26 protein-coding genes are annotated in these 21,080 nt (G+C 61.4%); 16 read left to right on the forward strand and 10 right to left on the reverse strand.

Going from position 1 to position 21,080, the window contains the following annotated elements; genetic code table 11:
• Positions 1-24: 24 nt before the first annotated feature.
• From V5N47_RS02275 to paaK, 5 genes are all read right to left on the reverse strand, one after another.
• Positions 25-468 carry an ester cyclase gene (locus V5N47_RS02275; RefSeq protein WP_338729235.1) on the reverse strand — a complete coding sequence of 148 codons (444 nt, stop codon included), beginning with the start codon at positions 466-468 and terminating at the stop codon, positions 25-27.
• Positions 469-546: 78 nt separating this feature from the next.
• On the reverse strand, positions 547-984 hold the full coding sequence (locus V5N47_RS02280; RefSeq protein WP_338729236.1) for an ester cyclase: 438 nt from the start codon (positions 982-984) through the stop codon (positions 547-549).
• Between the two features lie 88 nt (positions 985-1,072).
• On the reverse strand, positions 1,073-1,507 hold the full coding sequence (locus tag V5N47_RS02285; RefSeq protein ID WP_338729237.1) for an ester cyclase: 435 nt from the start codon (positions 1,505-1,507) through the stop codon (positions 1,073-1,075).
• An 89-nt stretch (positions 1,508-1,596) separates the two neighbouring features.
• The gene (locus tag V5N47_RS02290; RefSeq protein ID WP_336359638.1) at positions 1,597-2,058 is read right to left on the reverse strand and encodes a MaoC/PaaZ C-terminal domain-containing protein; all 462 of its coding nucleotides are present in this window, start codon (positions 2,056-2,058) and stop codon (positions 1,597-1,599) included.
• Between the two features lie 40 nt (positions 2,059-2,098).
• Positions 2,099-3,379, reverse strand: coding sequence for a phenylacetate--CoA ligase PaaK (paaK, locus tag V5N47_RS02295; RefSeq protein ID WP_338729238.1), 1,281 nt, complete (start codon positions 3,377-3,379; stop codon positions 2,099-2,101).
• 110 nt (positions 3,380-3,489) lie between these two features.
• On the opposite strand from paaK, the gene V5N47_RS02300 reads away from it, so the two are divergent.
• The 4 genes from V5N47_RS02300 to V5N47_RS02315 are packed head-to-tail and all read left to right on the forward strand — an operon-like array spanning position 3,490 to position 7,783.
• Positions 3,490-4,662, forward strand: coding sequence for a thiolase domain-containing protein (locus V5N47_RS02300; RefSeq protein WP_338729239.1), 1,173 nt, complete (start codon positions 3,490-3,492; stop codon positions 4,660-4,662).
• Positions 4,659-6,074: a 3-oxoacyl-[acyl-carrier-protein] synthase III C-terminal domain-containing protein gene (locus tag V5N47_RS02305; RefSeq protein WP_338729240.1), complete on the forward strand. Its 1,416-nt coding sequence runs from the start codon at positions 4,659-4,661 to the stop codon at positions 6,072-6,074. The genes V5N47_RS02300 and V5N47_RS02305 overlap by 4 nt, the downstream gene beginning before the upstream one ends.
• Before the next feature lie 24 nt (positions 6,075-6,098).
• Positions 6,099-6,971 carry a 3-hydroxyacyl-CoA dehydrogenase family protein gene (locus tag V5N47_RS02310; protein ID WP_338729241.1) on the forward strand — a complete coding sequence of 291 codons (873 nt, stop codon included), beginning with the start codon at positions 6,099-6,101 and terminating at the stop codon, positions 6,969-6,971.
• Positions 6,968-7,783: an enoyl-CoA hydratase-related protein gene (locus V5N47_RS02315; protein ID WP_338729242.1), complete on the forward strand. Its 816-nt coding sequence runs from the start codon at positions 6,968-6,970 to the stop codon at positions 7,781-7,783. Before V5N47_RS02310 ends, V5N47_RS02315 begins: the two co-directional genes overlap by 4 nt.
• On the opposite strand, the gene V5N47_RS02320 is transcribed toward V5N47_RS02315, so the two are convergent.
• Both V5N47_RS02320 and V5N47_RS02325 read right to left on the reverse strand, forming a co-directional pair.
• Entirely contained in the window at positions 7,784-8,497 is a 714-nt protein-coding gene (locus V5N47_RS02320; protein WP_338729243.1) for a DUF2270 domain-containing protein, read from the reverse strand.
• A gap of 34 nt (positions 8,498-8,531) precedes the next feature.
• Complete coding sequence (locus V5N47_RS02325; protein WP_338729244.1) at positions 8,532-9,656, reverse strand: VIT1/CCC1 family protein; 1,125 nt, start codon at positions 9,654-9,656, stop codon at positions 8,532-8,534.
• A gap of 78 nt (positions 9,657-9,734) precedes the next feature.
• On the opposite strand from V5N47_RS02325, the gene V5N47_RS02330 reads away from it, so the two are divergent.
• The 3 genes from V5N47_RS02330 to V5N47_RS02340 are packed head-to-tail and all read left to right on the forward strand — an operon-like array spanning position 9,735 to position 10,809.
• A complete protein-coding gene (locus V5N47_RS02330) occupies positions 9,735-10,310 on the forward strand; it encodes a DUF2391 family protein (RefSeq protein WP_338729245.1) in 576 nt (191 codons plus the stop codon).
• Positions 10,311-10,360: 50 nt separating this feature from the next.
• Positions 10,361-10,540 carry an HVO_2753 family zinc finger protein gene (locus V5N47_RS02335; protein WP_338729246.1) on the forward strand — a complete coding sequence of 60 codons (180 nt, stop codon included), beginning with the start codon at positions 10,361-10,363 and terminating at the stop codon, positions 10,538-10,540.
• A 2-nt stretch (positions 10,541-10,542) separates the two neighbouring features.
• Positions 10,543-10,809 carry an elongation factor 1-beta gene (locus tag V5N47_RS02340; protein WP_338729247.1) on the forward strand — a complete coding sequence of 89 codons (267 nt, stop codon included), beginning with the start codon at positions 10,543-10,545 and terminating at the stop codon, positions 10,807-10,809.
• A gap of 47 nt (positions 10,810-10,856) precedes the next feature.
• Here the strand turns inward: V5N47_RS02340 and V5N47_RS02345 are convergent, their stop codons facing one another.
• Both V5N47_RS02345 and V5N47_RS02350 read right to left on the reverse strand, forming a co-directional pair.
• Positions 10,857-11,522: an MBL fold metallo-hydrolase gene (locus tag V5N47_RS02345; RefSeq protein ID WP_338729248.1), complete on the reverse strand. Its 666-nt coding sequence runs from the start codon at positions 11,520-11,522 to the stop codon at positions 10,857-10,859.
• 30 nt (positions 11,523-11,552) lie between these two features.
• Positions 11,553-12,704 (reverse strand): cystathionine gamma-synthase, encoded by a 1,152-nt coding sequence (locus tag V5N47_RS02350; RefSeq protein WP_338729249.1) that lies wholly within the window; start codon positions 12,702-12,704, stop codon positions 11,553-11,555.
• Positions 12,705-12,822: 118 nt separating this feature from the next.
• Here V5N47_RS02350 and V5N47_RS02355 point away from each other — a divergent pair, with 118 nt between their 5' ends.
• The 9 genes from V5N47_RS02355 to V5N47_RS02395 all read left to right on the forward strand — a co-directional run bounded on the left by V5N47_RS02355 (position 12,823) and on the right by V5N47_RS02395 (position 20,020).
• The gene (locus tag V5N47_RS02355; RefSeq protein ID WP_338729250.1) at positions 12,823-13,893 is read left to right on the forward strand and encodes a guanosine monophosphate reductase; all 1,071 of its coding nucleotides are present in this window, start codon (positions 12,823-12,825) and stop codon (positions 13,891-13,893) included.
• Positions 13,894-13,957: 64 nt separating this feature from the next.
• Positions 13,958-14,248, forward strand: coding sequence for a 50S ribosomal protein L21e (locus V5N47_RS02360; RefSeq protein WP_338729251.1), 291 nt, complete (start codon positions 13,958-13,960; stop codon positions 14,246-14,248).
• On the forward strand, positions 14,245-14,601 hold the full coding sequence (locus V5N47_RS02365) for an RNA polymerase Rpb4 family protein (protein WP_338729252.1): 357 nt from the start codon (positions 14,245-14,247) through the stop codon (positions 14,599-14,601). Before V5N47_RS02360 ends, V5N47_RS02365 begins: the two co-directional genes overlap by 4 nt.
• Before the next feature lie 42 nt (positions 14,602-14,643).
• Positions 14,644-15,213, forward strand: coding sequence for a DUF655 domain-containing protein (locus tag V5N47_RS02370; protein WP_338729253.1), 570 nt, complete (start codon positions 14,644-14,646; stop codon positions 15,211-15,213).
• 40 nt (positions 15,214-15,253) lie between these two features.
• On the forward strand, positions 15,254-16,138 hold the full coding sequence (locus V5N47_RS02375; protein WP_338729254.1) for a 16S ribosomal RNA methyltransferase A: 885 nt from the start codon (positions 15,254-15,256) through the stop codon (positions 16,136-16,138).
• On the forward strand, positions 16,135-17,325 hold the full coding sequence (locus V5N47_RS02380; protein ID WP_338729255.1) for a mechanosensitive ion channel family protein: 1,191 nt from the start codon (positions 16,135-16,137) through the stop codon (positions 17,323-17,325). Before V5N47_RS02375 ends, V5N47_RS02380 begins: the two co-directional genes overlap by 4 nt.
• Positions 17,322-17,900 carry a HemK2/MTQ2 family protein methyltransferase gene (locus tag V5N47_RS02385; RefSeq protein ID WP_338729257.1) on the forward strand — a complete coding sequence of 193 codons (579 nt, stop codon included), beginning with the start codon at positions 17,322-17,324 and terminating at the stop codon, positions 17,898-17,900. The genes V5N47_RS02380 and V5N47_RS02385 overlap by 4 nt, the downstream gene beginning before the upstream one ends.
• Positions 17,901-17,963: 63 nt before the next feature.
• Positions 17,964-18,965 (forward strand): 5-methyltetrahydropteroyltriglutamate--homocysteine methyltransferase, encoded by a 1,002-nt coding sequence (locus V5N47_RS02390; protein WP_338729258.1) that lies wholly within the window; start codon positions 17,964-17,966, stop codon positions 18,963-18,965.
• The gene (locus V5N47_RS02395) at positions 18,962-20,020 is read left to right on the forward strand and encodes a methionine synthase (protein WP_338729259.1); all 1,059 of its coding nucleotides are present in this window, start codon (positions 18,962-18,964) and stop codon (positions 20,018-20,020) included. Before V5N47_RS02390 ends, V5N47_RS02395 begins: the two co-directional genes overlap by 4 nt.
• 14 nt (positions 20,021-20,034) lie before the next feature.
• On the opposite strand, the gene V5N47_RS02400 is transcribed toward V5N47_RS02395, so the two are convergent.
• Positions 20,035-20,847 carry a class I SAM-dependent methyltransferase gene (locus V5N47_RS02400; RefSeq protein WP_338729260.1) on the reverse strand — a complete coding sequence of 271 codons (813 nt, stop codon included), beginning with the start codon at positions 20,845-20,847 and terminating at the stop codon, positions 20,035-20,037.
• Between the last annotated feature and the right edge of the window lie 233 nt (positions 20,848-21,080).

Here is a 21,080-nt window from a genome sequence, read left to right on the forward strand (position 1 = left end):
CCACACGGTGAAAAAGTGATGCCGTCAGTCAGCAGGTTGGTCTGGGATGGCCCCGACCTGGCGCATCAGGCCGAGCATGTCCCACTGCGGGAACCCCTCGACGATTTTGCCGTTTTTGATGCGGTGTTCGACGATGCCTTCGATGCTCACGGACTTACCCGTCGCCTCGAGCTCACCGAACGGCCCCGTCTGCGTGCCGGTCATGGTGAGTCGCGTCACGACGTGGTCGTCGTCTGCGAGCTGGTCGTGGATGGTCATTTTCACGTCCGGGAACGCCGTCGTGAATTTGGTGAGCAGCTTTCTGAACTCTCTGCGTCCGTGGAGTTCGCGTCCGCTTTCTGCGTCGTGGTGCGTGTACGTTTCTGCGAACAGGTCGTCGATTTTGTCGAAGTTCTTCTCGCTCAGTACCTCTTCGAAAAATCGGCGTGCAAGCTCTTTGTTCTCAACTGTTGGTGATTGGATTGCCATGAGTGCTACCCAGTAGAGGTAGGGCGTCTGTGAGCAAGTCCCTTGCTTGAATGTCAGAAAAGTTAGCGTGATTCGGGTTTATTCGCCGGGTTTCGGTGCAACACCGAGTTGTTGCATCAGCCCAAGCAGGTCTGAGTGGACCCACGACTCGGCAATCTTCCCATCTTCCATGCGGTACATGGTCATCCCCTCGATTTGGCCCTTCTTGTTCGTTGGCGGGATGCCGAGGAACTCGCCCTCGTGGGTGCCCTTATACGTGAAATTCGCACAGATTTTGTCACCCTCAGCGACGACGCGATTCAGGTCTGCGCTGAAGTTCGGGAAGCCCGCGAACACGTCTCCCCAGCTTTCCCGAAGTTCATCGAGACCCGTCGCGTCAGGGCGAGCGTCCGCGTAGTGGGTGACACAGTCGGCTGTATAATATTTCGAAATGTCATCCAGCTTCTTGTCGTTCATCACATCGACAGCCATGCTCAGAACGAGGTCTTTCATCTGTTTTACATCTTGGACGGCCATTTTCAATCCCTCACTACTGTATCGTCGGAATAGGAGAAATCTGTATGTAGAATGGCTGGAAACGGGGAATTTCCGGGAAATAAGACGACTATTCTTGGCTTGGGATGAGTTCGAGCTGTTGCATCAGGCCGAGGAAGTCGGCGCTCGCCCATGTCTCTGCGACTTTGTCTCCCTCCATCCGGTTGATGACGATGCCCGAGATTTTGGCCGTGCGGTTGGTCGCGGGCATTCCCATGAACTCGCCGTCGTGAGTTCCGTTGTAAGTGTAGCGCGTGACGACTTTGTCCCCCTCTACGATTTGGTCTTCGATGGTCGCTTTGAGGTCAGAGAATGACTCGTGAAACAGCTGTAAATACGCTTTGAACGCCTCACGTCCCTTGATTTCGTCCGGTAACGATGTCTCGTGGACGACGATGTCGTCGGTCATGAGTTCATCCAGGAGGTCGTAATTGCGCCCGTTGAACACTTCGTCGTTAAATCGAACGACGCGTGACTTCGCATCTCGTGGTGATAGTTCTGCCATGGATTTGCACCATATATCACTACGATGATGGCGGAGAAAGCATTACCCTAACGGGCTTTTTTAGGAGAGTAACAGAAATATGTGACAGTTCAGTCGCGGCGTTTGAACATGAACTTCATGTCGCCTTGGAAGACGACCGTTCCGTCTTGATTCGTCGTCGTCGCGTCGATGACCACGAGGCCCGCGTCGTCGCGGCTCTCGAACTCGCGTTTCTCGGTGACTTCGAACTCAGCAGAGAGCGTGTCGCCGATGAACACGGGGTTCGGGACGTCCATGTAATTCATTCCGAGGAAGGCGATGACGGTGCGCTCTACGAAGCCACACCGCTGGACCAATCCCGTGGTCACGATGAACGTCATCGGACCGTGACCGATGCGCTTGCCGAACGGACCGTCTTTCGAATATTCTTTGTTCGTGTGGAGTTCCGTCCAATCGCCCGCAAACGCGGAGTGGTTGACGAAGTCCGTTTCGGTGATGGTTCGCCCGACGCTCTCGAAGGTTTTGCCCACTTCCATGTCCTCGAAGAAGTGTGGTTCGTAGCTGTATGGCACATGCTGCCTTCACCGAAAGATGAGAAAAAATTACCGGGAATTACGCGCGGTGGTCAAACACGCGCTGTACCTTCCCGACCGTCGTCCGCTCGATAGTGTTCGGTTCGACGACGTGCAGTTCGGAGAGTTTCACGCCCAGTTTCGAGTTTAACTTCTTGCGAATCCGTTCTGCGAGGCCCGCGACGTCCGCCACGTCCGCGTGGTGCTCGACCGTCAACTCCATCGTGTCGAGCGCCCCCTCGCGGCGCAGGTCGATGCGGTAGTGAGGTGCGACTTCCGCAAATTCGAGCATGGCTTGCTCGATTTGACTCGGGTAGACGTTCACCCCGCGGACGATGAGCAGGTCGTCGACGCGCCCGGTGACGTTGTCCATCCGGACGTGGGTGCGCCCGCAGTCGCACTCGTCGTAGTTGAGCGACGTGATGTCGCCTGTTCGGTACCGAAGCACGGGCATCGCGTCTTTCGCAAGCGTCGTGAGCACGAGTTCGCCCTCTTCGCCCTCGGACAGCACCTCGCCGGTGTCGGGGTCGATGACTTCGGGATAGAAGAAGTCCTCCCAGATGTGGAGGCCGTCTTGGGCTTCTGCACACTCGATGGAGACGCCCGGCCCGACGATTTCAGAGAGTCCGTACACGTCGATTGCGGTCACGTCAAGCGCCTCTTCGATTTCTTCGCGCATCGGGTCAGTAAAGGGTTCTGCGCCGATGATGACCGTCGAAAGCGGGAGGTCGTGGGGGTCTACGCCGCGCGCTTCGATGGCCTCTGCGAGGTAGAGACAGTACGACGGTGTACACGAGAGCACGGTGCTCCCCAAGTCTTCGAGGAAGTCGATTTGTCGGTCGGTGTTCCCGCCGCCGATGGGGATGACCGTCGCACCGAGTTCTTCTGCGCCGTCGTGAAAGCCGAGCCCGCCAGTGAACAGACCGTATCCGTAGGCGTTCTGGACGGTATCGGAAGCCGAAACGCCCGCGGCGACGAGCGACCGGGCCATCGCCTCGCGCCACACCGCGAGGTCTTCGCGGGTGTACGCCACGATTTTCGGCTTGCCTGTGGTTCCAGACGACGCGTGGAGTCGGACGATGTCCTCGCGCGGGACGGCAAACAGCTTGTCTGGGTAGTTGTCGCGCAGGTCTTCTTTCGTGGTGAACGGCAGCTTCTCGATGTCGTCAATGGACTCGATTGTATCCGGGGAGACGCCCGCCTCCTCGAACGTCTGTGCGTAGTACGGGACGGCGGCCGCCTGCTGGACCATCCGTTTCAGTCGGTCGGTTTGCACCGTTCGAAGCTCTTCCCGAGTCGCCGCCTCCACATCGCCATGCATACGTTCTGAGGTTTGACACCACTCCACAAATCTATTCTGTCGGACAATCCCACACGTTTCTGCACGCCAAAGCCAACAGAGTATATTTTCCAGCCCCCGAACGGGGCAGTATGCGCGACGTGTATCTCGTGGGCGCGGCCCAGTCCGATTTCGGGTCGTTCCCAAACGAATCCTATCGGTCACTGTTCGAGCAGGCGTACACCGCGGCGCTTTCGAGCGTTCCCGACGGCATGGATGCAGCAGACATCGACGAAGCCGTCATCGGCACGCTCGGCGTTGGCGGCCGCCAGATTGGGCTCCCCGGCCCGGCGGTCACCGAACACGTCGGGCTGTCGGGGATTCCCTGCACCCGCGTCGAAAACGCGTGTGCGGCCTCCGGCTACGCCGTCCGACAGGCCGTCCAAGCCGTGAAAAGCGGGATGGCAGACGTGGTTCTCGCGGGCGGCGTTGAAATCATGACCGACCTCTCAGGTGACGCCACCCGCTGGTGGCTCGGCGTCTCTGGAGAGACGGAATGGGAACGCCTCTCTGGAACCACCTTCGCGGGTGTCTACGCCCAGATGGCGAGTTCGCACATGAAGAAATACGGGACGACCACAGAGCACCTTTCGCACGTTGCTGTCAAGAACCACCGAAACGGGGCGAAAAATCCCCACGCACAACTCAGATTCGAATGTTCGCTCGAAGACGCGATGAACGCCCCAACCGTCGCAGACCCGCTCACGCTGTATCACTGCTGTCCGACGACCGACGGCGCGGCCTGTGCGCTCATCGTGAGCGAAGACGTGGTAGACGAGTACACCGACGACCCCATCCGCGTCGCGGGCGTGGGCGCTGGCTCCGACAAAATCGGCCTGTTCCAGCGCGACACGTACTCGGGCGTCCCGGCCTCACAGCGCGCCGCTGAGCAGGCCTACGAGATGGCGGAGGTCGGCCCCGAAGACATCGACTTCGCAGAAGTTCACGACTGTTTTTCGATTGCCGAACTCATGGCCTACGAAGACCTCGGCTTTTGCGAACCGGGTGAGGCTGGCCCCTACGTCGCTTCGGGGGCGACCGACTACGGCGGCGACGTGGTCGTAAACGCTTCGGGTGGCCTCAAGAGCAAAGGCCACCCAATCGGCGCGACCGGCGCGGGACAGGTCGCAGAGGCGTTCACACAACTCTCTGAGAATGCAGGTGACCGACAGGTCGACCACGCCCGCTACGGGCTGACGCACAACGTCGGCGGGAGCGGTGGCGCGGCCGTCGTTCACATCTTCGAAAAGGAGGCGGGCCAATGAGCGACCCACGAATCACCGCTGTCGGCGCGTACGCGCCGCGCTTTCGGATTGCTGGCAGCGAATTTGCACAAGAGTGGAGTCGCGGGCCCGCCGGAATTACCGAGAAATCGGTGCTCGACGCGGACGAGGATGCGTTGACGATGGCCGTCGAAGCCGGGAAACGCGCGCTTGCTGCCGCAGACTGCTCGGGTGCGGATGTCGCCCACCTCTCGTTCGCTTCCTCGACGCCACCTGCCGAAGAAGAAGACCTGACCGCGCGACTCGGGTCGATGCTCGGCGTGGCAGAAGCCACACCGCGCCAGCAGTTCGGCGGGAGTACGAGAGCGGGCGTGCAAGCGCTCCTCGCCGGACTTGAAGCGGGGCCGTGGAACGACAGCGTTGGCCTCGTCATCGCAAGCGACTGTCCGCGAGGGCAGCCTTCTGATGCCCACGAACACGCCGCCGGTGCGGGAGCCGCGGCGTTCGTCCTTGGTGAGAAAGGCGCGGAAGTCGTGAGTCAAGGCGAGTTCACGACGCCCTATCCCGGAACTAGATTCCGCGAGCACGGAAGCGAGTCCGTAGACGGCCTCGGCGTGACGGGCTACGACCGTGAGGCGTTCACGGAGACGATTCGTGGCGCGGTCGAACAGGTGTACGTCGGAGACATCGAAGCGGCGTGCTTGCAGGCTCCGGACGGAAAGGTGCCCTATCGGGCCGCCAACGCACTCGATATCGACACAGCACTCGTGCAAGCCGGAACCACCGTCCACGACCACGGCGACACGGGCGCGGCGAGCGTGCCACTCGGCCTCGCAAAAGCCCTCGCCGCGGGCGGTGAGCGCGTCCTCGGCGTGGGCTACGGCGCAGGGGGCGGTGCGTCCGCCTTTGTCGTAGACGCCGGGCGCGACGTGGCGACGAACCTCGCGCTCTCAGGCGACAAAGCACTCACGTATGCCGAGTATCTCCGTCGCCGGGGCGATTTGACCGGCGACTCGCCTGCAGGCGGTGGCGCGTACGTTTCGATGCCCGCGTGGCACCAGTCGCTCCCACAGCGCCACCGACTCGTCGCGGGCGAGTGTGTCGAGTGCGGCGCGCTTGCGTTCCCGCCGGAAGGTGCGTGCGACGAGTGTGGCAGTTTGGGAACGTTTGAAGACGTGCAGTTACCGGGTACGGGCACCGTCGAAGCCGTGACGAGAATCGGACAGGGTGGCGCGCCCCCTGAGTTCGCCGTCCAGCAAGCCCAGAGCGGCGACTTCGGCATCACGATTGTCGCCTTCGAGTACGACGGCAAGGCGGTGAGCGCCCCGGCGCAGGTGGCCTACGGCGACCTGTCGGTCGGTGACGAAGTGACGGCAATTATTCGCCGCATCTACACCCAAGAGGGCGTCACCCGCTACGGGTTTAAGGTGCGGCCGGCAGACGATAACGATTAACTCGGTTCGCGTTCGCGTGTCGATATGCACGTCACTGTACTTGGTGCAGGAACCATGGGTCACGGCATCGCGCAAGTCAGCGCGATGGCCGGTCACGACGTATTTCTTCGAGATATAGACGAGAGCGTACTGAGCGAAGCGCGCGGCGCAGTGGAGCGCAATCTCCAGGGCGGCGTCGAGCGCGAGAAGCTCACCGAAGCCGAGATGGACGCTGCGCTCTCACGGCTCACGACGACCACCGACCTCCGAGAGGCCGCAGGCGAGGCTGACCTCATCGTGGAAGCCGTCCCCGAACGCCTCGACCTCAAACAGCAAGTGTTCGCGGACGCCGAAGCCGTCGCCCCTGAAGACGCCATCCTCGCCACCAACACCTCCTCGCTTTCCGTGACGGAGATTGCGAGCGAACTCAGTTCGCCACACCGGGCCATCGGGCTTCACTTTTTCAACCCGGTTCACATCATGGCGCTCGTGGAAGTCGTCCTCGCAGAGCAGACCGACGACGCCACCGAAGCGGCGGCCGTCGAGTTCGTCGAGGGTATCGAAAAGACGCCAATCGTCGTCACGGATTCGCCCGGCTTCGCCTCCTCCCGACTCGGCGTCACCATCGGCGTCGAAGCCATGCGAATGTACGAAGAAGGCGTCGCAAGCGCGTCGGACATTGACGAGGCGATGACGCTCGGCTACAACCACCCGATGGGGCCACTCGAACTCACCGACTTGGTGGGTCTCGATGTGCGTCTCGATATTCTCGAATATTTGCGAGAAGAGTTGGGCGAGCGGTTCCGCCCGCCACAGGTGCTCAAGCGCAAGGTTCGCGCCGGGCATCTCGGTCGGAAATCCGGGCAGGGCTTCTACGAATGGGACGAGGGTGAAAATGTGGGGGAAGTCGAGCGATGAGTGACCTCGAATCTGTCGCCGCAGACTGCTCGCTCGTTCACCTCGACGTGGGAAGCGAACACGAGTACGTCGCCACCGTCACCATCGACCGTCCTGACGCGCGAAACGCACTCAACTCACAGGTTCGCACCGAGTTGAAACGCATCTTTGCTGCGCTCGAAGACGCAGCCGAAGTTCGCGTCGTCGTCCTCACGGGCGCAGACGAGGCGAAGGCGTTCGTCGCGGGCGCAGACGTGGGCGAACTGCGCGAGCGGACGACGCTCGAACAACGAACCGTCAGCCGACGCCCGCGCATCTACGAAGTGGTCGATGACCTCCCGAAACCGGTCATCGCGCGCATCAACGGCCACGCGCTCGGCGGCGGCTGTGAACTCGCACAGGCCTGTGACGTGCGCATCGCCTACGAGAAGGCGAAATTGGGACAACCAGAAATCAACCTCGGCATCATCCCCGGCGGTGGCGGCACCCAGCGCTTGACGCGACTCGTGGGTGAGGGCCACGCCATGCGCCTGATTCTCTCTGGAGAGCTGATTTCGGCTACGGAAGCACAGGATATCGGCCTCGTCGACGAGGTGTACGGCGACGACGGATTCGACGAACGCGTCTACGACCTCGCGGGAAAGATGGCCGACAAAAGTCCTGTCGCGCTCGAATTCGCCAAAGACGCGGTCAAGGCTGCCTCGCGCATGGAGTTAGAACAGGGCATCGAGTACGAAGCAGAGCTGTTCACCCAGCTGTTTGCGACCGAGGACAAACAAGAGGGCATGGACGCCTTCTTCGAGAAGCGCGACCCCGAGTGGACGGGGAAATAATCAGGCCTTCCAGTCGTCTTGGGCCTGTTCGTTCGACTGTAGTTCACCTTTTGCGTGGCGTTCGCGCGGCCAGAACGTGATGCCAGCGATTGTCGCATAGAAGAGGCTGACAGCTCCCGACACGGCGACGCCGGGCAGACGGCCGATGCTCGCCCGTTGGAGTAAACCCGCGTCGGTCGCGTCGAACACGGCGAGGTGGATAATCCACGCGAGCAACAGAACAATGAACAGCGGAAAGTAGATACGGCGGCTTCTGCGGGCGAGCGCCTCTGCGAGCGGCGTTTTGACCGTCGGCGTCCGGAGGTCGTGGCTCAAGAGCTTGCGCCACCCGCGCTGTTCTGCACCCTCCGGGTCGAGGGCGTTTGCGAACACGTTCTCCTCTAACAGCCGCACCCGCGAGCGCCACACGTCGTAGATGCGGTAGCGCCTCGCCTCGAAGACGAGAAACAGCGCCACCATCACCATCCCGACGAGGATGACGTAGTGGGGGCGGGTGTCTGCAGAAAAGGCCCACGTGAGCAACGTCGCCGTGAGCACGACCGCCCAGTTTGTGGTGCGGTCGAGGCGCGTGCGCCACGCATTCGCCCGCCCAACCTCGCCCCGGTAGACGTGCCCCATCAACGCGAGAAAGTCGCTGCGGTCGGTCGCCGCCTCACCTGCGACCTCTCTCCCTTCGCGCGCCTCGGGGTCGAAGTGGTCGTCCGAACTGGTCATTCAGAGACGATGTTCGTATTTCTTGATAAACCCACTAGCCCACGAGCGTCACACCGATGAGCGTCCCGACGCCGTAGGTGAGTGCCGCGGCGGCGAGACCAATCAACACCTGTCTGCCTCCAGAGTAGAGCAGGCTGCGGCCGGTGAGGAGGGTGATGGCCGCACCAATGCCGAACAGCGCGATGGCGCTGAGCCCGAGGCTCGTGAGGACGGCGTTCGTCCCCGAGAAGAACGCAAACGGCGCGACGGGCACGAGCGCCCCGAGTGCGAAGAGAACGAACGACGTTCCCGCAGCCTCCCACGCCGAACCGCCGAGTTCCTCGGGGTTGATGCCAAGCTCTTCGCGCGCAAGGGTGTCGAGTGCCGTCTGTTCGTCCGCGAGGAGGCGCGCAGCCAATTCACGGGACTGCGTTTCTGTCAGTCCTTTCGCTTGATAGATGAGTGCGAGTTCTTCTGCCTCCTCTGCTGGAGTCTCGCTGAGTTCTTCGGCTTCGATGTCTATCTGCCGTTGATAGAGTTCTCTCGAACTCTGTACCGAGAGCCACTCACCCATCGCCATCGACCCGGCTCCGGCGAGCAGTCCGGCGAGGCCGGTGATGAGGATGGCAGACCCTGAGAGTGCGGCCCCCGCAACGCCCATCACGAGACTCAGATTCGAGACGAGGCCGTCGTTCGCGCCGAGCACCGCCGCTCTCAGTGCGTTCCCGCTCGCAGCGCGGTGGCGGCCTTCGAGGCGAGCGAGGACGCTTCCCTCGACACCCGTCGTCGAATCGATGGTGCGGAGCAACGTGGCGTGCGACCGCTCGTCTGCCGGTAGCGACGTGCCGGTCACCTCCGGTTGGCCGAGATAGCCCGCGTGCCCGGCGCGCTCTGCTGCGGTGAGCGTGGGGAGAATCGTCTGTGCGCCAAATTGCCGGGCCAGCCACGAGAGTGCGCGTGCGCGCCACGACGGCCGTGCGTCGGGGAGCGAACCACCTGCTTCGCGGAGCCTGTCGGCCCAAAACTCGGCGTGTTTCGTTTCCGTCTCTGCGAGTTTCGCGTACACCGCTGCGAGCTGCGGTTGCGATTCGGTTTCAGCGAGCGTCCGATAGAGCGACGCGCTGTCGATTTCATCCTGCCAGTTCGCCTGATACCGGGCGGTGTCTGCCATCCCCACCATACGAAGCTGTACGGTTGCTGTCGGCTTAGCCCACACCCTCACGGGCAGAGTTTTACGCCCGGCGTGGGACGAAAGGCTATGGATAGCCGCGCAAACGGGTCGCGTGACGACCGCGCTTCGTTCGCAGACCTGGTCCAGCAGTTCGACCGCCTCGAATCGACGGTCGATGGTGAGGCCCGCGAACAGGTGCGAGAGGCGCGAGCGATTGCCATAGAGGCGAGCCAAACCACCTCCTCGGTGTTCGGCAACACCATCAAGGGGTTTGACCGCGCAGACGCCGCAGAGGCGTTCGTCGGGGCGATTATCTTCGGGATTCCGATGTTCGTAGAGAGTGGCACGCTCGAAGCGGGCGCGTTCATCGCGACGCATCCGGGCTACCTGCTTGCGACGATTGGGATTGCGATCTCCATCGTGATTGGCCTCCTCTACGTCGCAGACATCCAAGACGTGCGGATTACGAACCCGATTTTAGGCGTGTTTCCCCGGCGGCTCGTCGGCGTCGTCGCCATCTCGTTCGGGGCGGCCGTGTTGATGATGAGCGCGTGGGGGCGCGTCTCGTGGGACGACCCGTGGCTCGCGCTCTGTCAGGTGAGCGTCGCGTTCGTCCCGATGGCAATCGGTGCGGCGCTTGGTGACATTCTCCCGGGGAGTTGAGTCCAACTCCGTTTGATAACGGTTAAAAGCCGCGAGACGGAAGAGGGGGTATGAGCGGGAGTAACCAAATTTCTGCACGGAAGTGCGTTTCGTGCGGAATCAACATTTCCGGCACCAACGCCGCCGCATTCGACTGTCCAGACTGCGGCCAGCAGATTTACCGCTGTGCGAAGTGCCGAAAGCAGAGCAACCTCTATGAGTGTCCTGACTGCGGATTCACCGGTCCATAACCATGGGAAAAGTAGCCGCCAAGATGAAAGTCATGCCGAACAGCCCTGAAATCGACCTGGACGACCTCCAGGACCGCCTTGAGCAGTCCCTGCCAGAAGGCGCAAAAATCAACGGCTTCGAGCGCGACAACGTCGCATTCGGCCTCATCGCACTCCTGCCAACCGTCATCGTCCCAGACGGTGCTGGTGGCACGGAAGCGGTCGAAGAAGCCTTCATCGAAGTCGATGGCGTCGAGTCCGTCGCCGTCGAGAACGTCGGCCGCATTTAAGCCGACATCCTTTCTGTTGCACGCTACCCCGTGAGCCACGCGGCCATTCAGCGAAGCGACGCGAGAATCTCTTTGATGCGCATCGTGCCTTCGGGCACGGTGCCGCCGTGATAGCAGTGCGTCGTCGTCACGTCGAACGTGGCGAGTTTTTCGACCGACTCCGTGGCCGTCTCCATGTCCGGGGTGAACGCCGGTCTCGGCCCGATGAGTCCGTCTGCGACGTTGAGCGCGTCACCCGCGATGAGCGTATACGTGGTGGGGAAATACAGCGAGCAGTGGCCCGGCGAGTGGCCCGGCGTCGAGACAACCTGCATCGGCCCAGCCTCGGTTCTGAAGCTGACGCCATCGACGAGTTGGACGTCAACGGGAACTGGGTCGGGAACCCAGTTGCCCTTCGCTGGTGGTTTTTTGCCTTCGAGATAGGGGACTTCCCGGCCGTGCGTGCAGACGAGCGCGTGGGTTCTACTGACGAGGCGCGCCAGTCCAGCGGCGTGGTCTGCGTCGTGGTGCGTGATGATGATGGCACTGATGTCTTCGATGCCGTACCCAAGCGTTCTGAGGTGGGCGTCGATGTCGCCGTGGGCGTCCGGAACCGCCGTGTCAACGAGGATGAGGCCATGGTCGGTTTCGACCGCAACGGGATGAATCTCGATGTCGTGGTCGCCAAACGGCACGGAAAGGGGAATGGGGTGTATCGCGTCGGGGAGTACCATACCCCCGGTACGTCGGCAGATGAGGTAAAGTTACAGCGCGGCGTCGAACGCCTGCTGGAGGTCTGCTTTCAGGTCGTCTACGTGCTCGATGCCAACGCTCACGCGGATGAGGCCATCGGTGAGCCCTGCCGCGAGGCGCTCCTCTTTCGGGATGGCCGCGTGAGTCATCGCCGCCGGTTGCTCGATGAGGCTCTCGACGCCGCCGAGGCTCTCTGCGAGCGTGAACACTTCCGTCTCTTTTACGACCGTGCTCGCCTGTTCTAACGTGCCGTCGAACTCGAACGAAAGCATCCCCCCGAAGTCGTCCATCTGTTCTGCGGCGAGGTCGTGTTGTGGGTGTGATTCGAGGCCGGGGTAGTACACTTTCGAGACGGCGTCGTGCGTGTCGAGCCACTCGGCGAGGTCACGGGCGTTGTCGCAATGGCGGTCCATGCGGACGGGGAGCGTCTTCGTGCCCCGGAGCACGAGGAAGCAGCCGAACGGGCCGGGCGTCGCACCAACCGAATTCTGGTAGAACCCAATCTCCTCGTCCAAGTCCGCATCGTCGGTGATGAGCGCGCCGCCGATGACGTCAGAGTGGCCACCGAGGTACTTTGTCAAGGAGTGAGCCACGATGTCAGCGCCGTGGTCAAGCGGGCGCTGGAGGTACGGCGTGGCGAAGGTGTTGTCCACGGTACACAGCGCGTCGTGTTCGTGGGCGATGTCCGCGAGCGCACCGATGTCGTTTACGTTCATCAGCGGGTTGGTCGGCGTTTCGACCCAGACGAGTGCCGTCTCCTCGCGCATGGCGTCGCGGACGGCGTCGTGATCGGTGGTGTCCACGAAGTCGAAGTCGAGGCCATACTTCTCGTACACCTGCGTGAAGATGCGGTGAGTGCCGCCGTAGACGTCGTTTCCGGCGACGACGTGGTCGCCCGAGTCGAGGAGGTTGAGGACGGTGTTGATTGCGCCCATTCCCGAGGAGAAACAGCGACCGAAGTCGCCGTTTTCGAGCGCGGCGAGGTTTGCTTCTAAGTCCGTGCGGGTGGGGTTGCCCGTGCGCGAGTACTCGTAGCCGCGGTGGTCGCCGGGGCCGTCTTGGACGTAGGTCGAATTTGCGTGAATCGGCGTCATCAGCGCGCCGGTCTCCTCGTCGGGTTCCTGGCCGGCGTGGATGGCGCGGGTCTCTATGTGTTCGTCCATGCGCGCCACGTGGGGAGCCTGCGGGTTACGTCTACCGTTCTCGTGTGCAACCTATTTGTGGGGATGAGATTCACCACGCTTAAGTTCGGGAACTGGCTGGTGTCGAAGGGTTCAACCAATGGAAATCAGAACGGGACTCTCTTACGGCGACGTGCTCCTCGTGCCACAGCGGTCTCCAGTGGCCAGTCGGAGCGACGTCGATCTCTCGACGCACCTCACGCCGACTCTCGAACTCGACACGCCGCTCGTGAGCGCGGCGATGGACACCGTGACCGAAGCCAAAATGGCAATCGCCCTCTCCGAACTCGGCGGCCTCGGCACCATCCACCGCTTCCTGAGCATCGAAGAACAGGCCGCGCAGGTGCGCGCTGTCAAAGATGCAGGCGAGCGCGTGGCCGTCGCCGTTGGCATCAACGAAGACTTTCTCGAACGCACTGAGGCGTGTCTCATGGCGGGCGCAGACTGCATCATGATGGACGTCGCCCACGGCCACATGGAGGCGTGTCTCGACGCCGCCGCGCGCATCGACTGGGAGTACGACGCCGAACTCGTCGTTGGCAACATTGTGACCGCAGAGGCGGTGCGCGATCTCTACGAAGCGGGTGCAGACGGCGTGAAAGTTGGCGTTGGGCCGGGCTCGCACTGCACGACGCGAAAGGTTGCGGGCGCGGGCAAGCCACAGCTCACGGCCATCGACGACTGTGCCGAGGTTGGCTCGGAGTTGGGCGTCCCCATCTGTGCGGACGGCGGCGTGCGCACCTCCGGCGATGCTGCGAAGGCGCTCATGGCCGGGGCTGACACCGTCATGATGGGCAGTTTCTTCGCCGGAACCGACGAATCGCCGGGCGCGATTGTCACCCACGGAACCCAGCAGTTCAAGCGCACCCGTGGGATGGCGAGTTCGGCCGCTGCGGACGCGCGGACGGACAAAGAAAGCAACCCGAGCGCAGACGAGGGCGTCGATGGACTGACGCCGTACAAAGGGCCGGTTGCGCCGCTCGTCAAAGAGTTCCTCGCGGGCGTTCGCTCTGGCGTGAGCTACTGTGGTGGGCACACCCTCACAGAGGCGCGCAAAAACGCGGAGTTCATCCGCGTCGCCCAGAGCGCCCACGAGCGCGAGGGGGCACACGGGGTTGCACTCGACGTAGAACCGGCAGACGAACAGGCTCCCGTCCCGCCACTGCAGTAGCGCCGCCGGACGGAACGGGAACGCACGTTTTATTAGTCCGACCGGATAAGATTGGCCCACGACTATGCCGAACTCACACGGGCCTCTCAGTCACACCCGGCACAAACTTTCGAACAAACCACGAGAGCGCGGTACGTCGCCGCCACAGCGCTCGGTCCAGCAGTTCGAAGCTGGCGAGAAGGTGCACATGCACATCGACCCATCCGTCCCGAAAGGACGCTTCCACCCACGCTTCAACGGCCACACTGGCGAAATCATCGAACAGCAGGGCCGCGCGTACAAGATCGAAATCAATGACGGTGGAAAGCGGAAAACCATCATCGCGAAGCCCGCTCACCTCCGCCGTCAGAAATGACCATCTTCAAAGAAAAGCTCGACGAGGAGTATCTCACCATCTCCGAGGCGAAAGAACTCCTCGCCGACATCGAGATGGAGCGCGCCGCGGACGAAGAGCGTGAGATGCGCTACGAACTCGCGCGTGCAATCGAGCACGTAAACCGCTTTGCCGTCCTCTCCGCCGAGGACGCAAACGAGCTCGTCGCAGAGCTTGAGGAGCTCGAGAAGGTCGCAGAGCCAACCGCGTACAAAATCGCAGACCTCCTGCCACGCGACCGCGACGAACTGCGCGCCATCTACGCCCAAGAACGCTATGCGCTTTCGGGCGACGAACTCGACGAGATCCTCAACATCGTCTCGAAATACGTCTAAGTGGCGACTATTTAAGTTCGCCACCGTCGTACGGTTTTTCATATGAGCGATACCGAGAGCGGTGATGTCACGACAGCCGTTATCCTCGACTACCTCCCCCACGGAAAGAGTGGCGACGACCGGCCGAGCTATCAGAAGCCGGCTATCGCGTACGCGCTCACCGAGGCGACGTTCGACCTCGTTGAATGTACACTCACTGAGGGTGCAGACCTGAACATCGGTGACCGCGTCACAATCAAGCCACAGGACGAGCAGGTGGAGTCGGTAACGCACGTCGAGTACGACGACCTGACGGGCGCGTCGCGCGCAGAACTCGAATACGTCGTCCGCGACATCGTCGAAAACAACGAACAGCGGTTCGTGGATTTCTACAACGACGCCCAGCCAATCTCGCTGCGCCTCCACCAACTCAACTTGCTTCCTGGCATCGGGAAGAAACTGCGCAACAATATCTTAGAGCAACGCAAACGCGGCCCCTTCGAGAGCTTCGAAGAGCTAGAAGAGCGCGTAAAGGGCCTGCATAAGCCAAAAGAGGTGCTCGTCGAACGCATCTTAGAAGAACTCCACGACGACGACCTGAAGTACAAGGCGTTCGTCCGCCGAGAGAACTGAAGGCTTTAGATACGGGCGGCCGCCTACTCGCCTACAACCAATGACGAACGCAGATGAGAACTCGACGCGCGCCGAACAGACCGGCCATCGACAGGCACGCGCACTCATCAAGCGGGCAGGCGTCCGCGCGGACACGAACCAAGACCAGCACTTTCTCGTAGACGACAGGGTTCTCGACAGGCTCCCGAGCCACGCGACCGAGGCGGGTATCGACTGCTCGCACGTGCTCGAAATCGGGCCCGGCGCGGGCGTCCTCACCGACCGCCTGCTTGCCGTTGCGGATAAAGTGACGGCCGTCGAGCGTGACAAGCGCTTCGCAGAATTTCTGCGTCGGGAATTTTCGGACGAAATCGAGGCGGGCAAACTCACTCTCATCGAAGGCGACGCCCTCGACGTGGAACTGCCAACAGACGTGACGGCCTCGATCTCGAATCTCCCGTACAGCGTCTCCAGTGAGCTTTCCTTCCGATTGCTCCCGCGCGATATCCCACTCATCTTGATGTTCCAAAAGGAGTTTGCAGAGCGCATGGCCGCAGAGCCAGCCACCGACGAGTACGGCCGATTGTCGGTGACTGCGGGTCACTACGCCGACATCGAAGTTGTCGAGTCGGTTCCAAAATCCGCCTTCTCGCCGCCACCACAGGTCGAGAGCGCAATCGTCCGGGCGATGCCGCGAACCCCGGAGTACGAAGTGCCCGACGATGAGTTCTTTTTGAACTTCGTGACCGCGGTGTTCACCCAGCGGCGCAAGACGATGCGCAATGCGGTACGGAACACGGCCCATATCTCACACCTCGGTGACCCGAAGGCCGTCGTCGCGGCGGCCGACGAAGAGCTGATGAGCATGCGCGCTGGCAAGGTCACCCCGGCACAGTTCGCTGAACTTGCGACGCTCGCCTACGAGGTGGGCAACCCCGACGTATGAGCTTTCACACGCCCTTCCTCGTGTGGCTTGAATCGCTGTTTTTGACTCCCGAGTCGAAAATCGCGGGGACGGTCGCCGTCGTCGTCGGGCTAGTCGTTGGTGGGTTGGTGTTGCGAAAAGCCGGAACTCTGCTCAAACAACGCTACGGTTCGTGGCAGGTCGAAGTCGCCCAGATTACCGTCGGCGGCGCACTCATGACTGGGTCGGTGCTCATCTTGGTCAGCATCTGGGGGGCAACCGCTCAAGTCGTCTCCGCGCTCGCCGTGCTCAAACTCTCTGGTGAGGATAGCGTGTTGGTGCTGTTTACCGTCATCTTGTTCATCACGGCGGTTGCGCTCATGCGCGCGCTCAAACATCTGGTGGACAAGTTCGTCGACGAACACGATGCGGTCACCGACCACCAGCGACAGATGGCCAATCGTACGATGCAGGTCATCATCTTCGCGCTCGCGTCACTCGTCGCGCTCTCGTTGTGGGGTATCGACATCCAGAACCTCCTGCTCGGCGCTGGCTTCCTCGGCTTGGTGCTCGGGCTTGCCGCCCGTCAGACGCTCGGCTCCGCGCTCGCGGGCTTTGTCTTGTTGTTCAGCCGCCCCTTCGAGGTGCGTGATTGGGTTGAGATTGGCGACTATGAAGGAATCGTCACGGACATCACCATTGTGAATACCCGCATCCGGACGTTCGACGACGAGTACCTCATCATCCCGAACGACCAGGTGACGGGCAACGAAGTGGTGAACAAATCGCGTCGCGGACGGCTTCGTGTCACCATAGACGTGGGCGTCGATTATGAGACGGACGTAGACCACGCCGTCGAAGTCACAACCGAGGCGATGAGTGGCCTTGACGAGATTCGCTCGGTGCCGAGCGCCCACGCCGTGCTCAAGTCGTTCGGTGATTCTGCGGTTATCCTCGAACTGCGCTTTTGGATTGATAACCCCACGGCGCGCAAGAAGTGGGACGCACAAACTGCGGTCATCAGCGCCGTAAAACGTGCCTTCGACGCCGAAGGCATCAAAATCCCGTTCCCACAGCGCGAACTCATGGGTCGGTCTGAGGCAGGCGGTTTTCGCGTCAGCGACGAAGCCCCACCAACGACGGGCGTCGCTGAATCGGCGCCGACGGAAGCGGAGGCTGACGGTGGTGCTGACGATACGGACGCTGACGACACGGAGGACGAACAATGAAAGACCTCGCAGAACGCCGCGGTGTCGAGACGGAGGTGTACCAGCCAGCCGAAGATTCGCAGCTGCTCGCTGAAGCGGCGGTGGCACACGTCACGCCCGACGACGTGGTGTTAGAAGTTGGGACCGGCTCTGGCTACGTGGCCGCCACTATCGAACAGGAAGTCGGTGCGCGCGTCGTCGGCTGTGACCTGAACCCCCACGCCTGCGAGCAAGCGCGCGAGCATGGGGTCGAAGCCGTGCGGATGAATCTGACCGACGGCTTTCGTGACGGCGCGTTCGACGTGGTGGTGTTCAACCCGCCGTACCTCCCGACAGACCCCGACGAAGCGGGCGACGATTGGATGGAAGTCGCACTCTCCGGCGGCGAGAACGGCCGTGAAGTTATCGACCCGTTTCTCGAATCGGTGGGGCGTGTGCTCGCGCCAGACGGCTACGTGCTGTTGCTCGTGAGCACGCTCACGAATCTCGAAGCCGTGCGTGACACCGCCGCTGGCGTCGGCTTTTCAGCAGAGACTGTTCACGAAGAGTCCTACCCCTTCGAGCGGCTGACCGTCGAACGACTCAGCAGAAAATAATAACTCAAAGTAATTTGTCGAAGTAGTAAATATTAAACAGCAGCATATCTTTTAGCCGAGTGAATGACAGAGTTCGTCGCTACAACACCGGGGCTCTTCCCGCTGCCCGACTGGGCGAAAGATGAGCTATCTGACCTGAAAGGTCACCAGAAAGAAGACCTCGTCTCGGGGAACGAAGGCCCTGAAATCACGGCCGTTATCGACCGTGCCCGCACCGCCGTCATAGAAGACCAACAGAACGCTGGTCTCGACCGCACCGTCGAAGGCCAACTTCGGTGGGACGACATGCTCGCCCACCCACTCGCCGTCCACGAAAACGTCGAAACCCACGGCATCGTCCGCTATTACGACAACAACAACTTCTACCGCGACCCCGTCGTCACGGGCGAACTGACCTTCAGCGGCGACGTTGCAGCTGAACTCGACGCAACCGCAGAGCAAGCAGACAATCTGCAAGCGGTGCTTCCCGGCCCGTACTCGCTCTGTGACCTCGCAACGAACGAGTACTACGAAGACGACGCGACGTTCTTAGACGCCGTCTCTGAGTTCCTCGCGGGCGAAGTCGATGCGTTCCCGGAGACGGAGACGCTCTATCTGCTCGAACCATCGCTCGTGACGAACGCGCCAGGAGACGGCGATGACGCCCACGCGAGCGAAGCGATTGACGCCGTGGCAAGCGCGACGGACGCAGACGTCGTTGTCCACACCCACTACGGCGCGCTCACCGAGAAAGTCCACGCACACCTCCTCGACGCCGACGTAGACGCAATTGGCTACGACTTCATCTCGAACCACGAAGAGAACCTCTACAACATCAACGAGTACGGCACGAAATCCGCGATTTCGCTCGGTCTGCTCGACGGGCAGAACACTCTCGTCGAAACGCCGGAGAAAATCAACGAGCGCGTCGATTGGGTGCTCGACAACACCCCCGCCGCCTCGTTCGACACCGTGTACATGACACCAAACACAGAGCTGTTCTACCTGCCGGTGAACAAATACCAAGAAAAACTCGCCGCACTCGGCGAGGCGGCCGCCCTGCGCGCGGAGGTGACCACGGCATGACCCGTGAACAGTTCCGCCCCGCAGACCACCCGAACGAGAACTTCATCCTGACGACGGTCGTCGGGAGCTACCCGAAGCCAAAGTGGCTAGACCGCGTTCGCACCCTGTACCACGACGAGAACGCTGACTTTGACGACGATGACTGGGAGGAAGCGACCAACGACGCCTCCCGCCTCATCACCCAAGAACACGAACGCGCCGGTATCGACGTGGTCGTAGACGGCGAGATGCGCCGCACCGAGATGGTCGAGTACTTCGCCCACCGCATCGAGGGCTACGAGTTCAACGGCCCCGTAAAAGTGTGGGGTCACAACTACTTCGACAAGCCAAGCGTCGTCTCCGAAGTCGAGTACGACGAGACGTGGCTGGTCGAGGAGTACAAGTACACTGCAAGCGTCGCAGACCACCCGGTCAAGGTCCCAATCACCGGACCGTACACGCTTGCGAACTGGTCGTTCAACGAGGCCTACGAGGACGAAGAAGCGCTTTCCTACGACCTTGCAGACCTCGTGAACGAAGAAATCGAAAAGCTGGTCGAAGCCGGTGCGCGCTACATCCAGATCGACGAACCCGCCCTCGCAACGACGCCGGACGACCACGCCATCGTCGGCGAGTGTCTCTCCCGCATCGTCGCAGACATCCCCGAAGACGTGCGCATCGGCCTCCACGTCTGTTACGGCGACTACTCGCGTATCTACCCAGAGATTCTCGACTACCCCGTGGATGAGTTCGACTTAGAGCTTGCAAACGGCGACTACGAACAGTTAGACGTGTTCAAATCGGCTGAGTTCACGAAAGACCTCGCCCTCGGCGTGACAGACGCCCACGTCGCGGAAGTCGAGAGCGTCGAACAAATTAAAGCAAATATCAAGAAAGGACTCGAAGTCGTTCCTCCAGAGCAGCTCGTCGTCAGCCCCGACTGCGGGCTGAAGCTCCTGCCCCGCGAGGTCGCCTACGGCAAGATGGCGAACATGGTAACCGCGGCCCGCGAAATCGAGGCCGAATTGGATTCGGGCGAACTCGAACTCGACTGGGAACCGGTCAAAGCCGACTAACGCGGTCCGACTTTTCACTCCGGTTTCGTCGCCATCAGCGAAAACGTGAACGGCAGGTCTATTTCGAGACCGGGGACGTACCACCAGCCGTCGTCGGCTTGCTCCATCGATTCGAACATTTTGAACGTCCCAAAGGGGTGTTCGTGGACGAACTCGATGTCGAGTCCGGCAGCGAGGAGCGAATTGAAAATGTCGCTCATGCTGTGATACCACTGGTAGGTCGTCGGATTGTCGAACGACGCGTCCGGGGCGGCGTACGAGCCGTCTGCGTCGTAGCGTTCGGGGGTATTGTCGTGGAAGTACGGATAGTCGAACTGTGCCGTGCCGTCTGCGTCGAGAGCGGAGAGCGTACCCATGTACGGGTGGGCTTCTGCGATGTAGAACGTGCCGCCGGGCTCGAGGAAGTGGGCGATGAGTGCTGCCCACGCGCCGAGGTCAGCGAGCCAACAGAGCACGCCGTAAGACGTGAACACGATGTCGAATTGTTCGTCGAGATGGCTCTGCAGGTCGTAGATATCCGCGGCGATGAACTCGGCGTCGAGGCCCGTTTCAGCTTGGAGTTCGCGGGCTTTTTCGATAGCTTGCTCCGAATAATCGACGCCGGTGACAGTCGCGCCGTCACGCGCCCACGAAAGTGAGTCAAGACCGAAGTGGCACTGGAGGTGGAGCAGTTTGCTCCCAGAAACGTCTCCGAGTTCCTCGCGCTCGAGCGACTGGAGTGACGACTCACCGGCGAGAAACGCATCGACATCATAAAAGTCAGTATCAGGATGCAACACCGCCCGTTCCTCCCAATTTTCCTTGTTCGCAGTGTGGAATTCGTCCATGCCAAACTAAGCAACAGGAACGCTGTTAGCCGTTCTGCATCGAACGAGTTCCGGACAGACACACAAATGGCGTGTTTCACCCGGACGGTGCCTCTGTAGCAGTTTCCGTTTATCTCCCCTATCCCTTACCCGTAGGCATTCAGCCGTGCCCCCGAACGGCGAGAACGCCCTGTGTCGCCGTCGCGTGATGTATCACGATGGCGAGGCAGAATTGTTGCTGCCTGGCCCCCAAC

Origin of the sequence: Haladaptatus sp. DJG-WS-42, assembly GCF_037198285.1 — an archaeon.
GTDB lineage: Archaea > Halobacteriota > Halobacteria > Halobacteriales > Halococcaceae > QDMS2.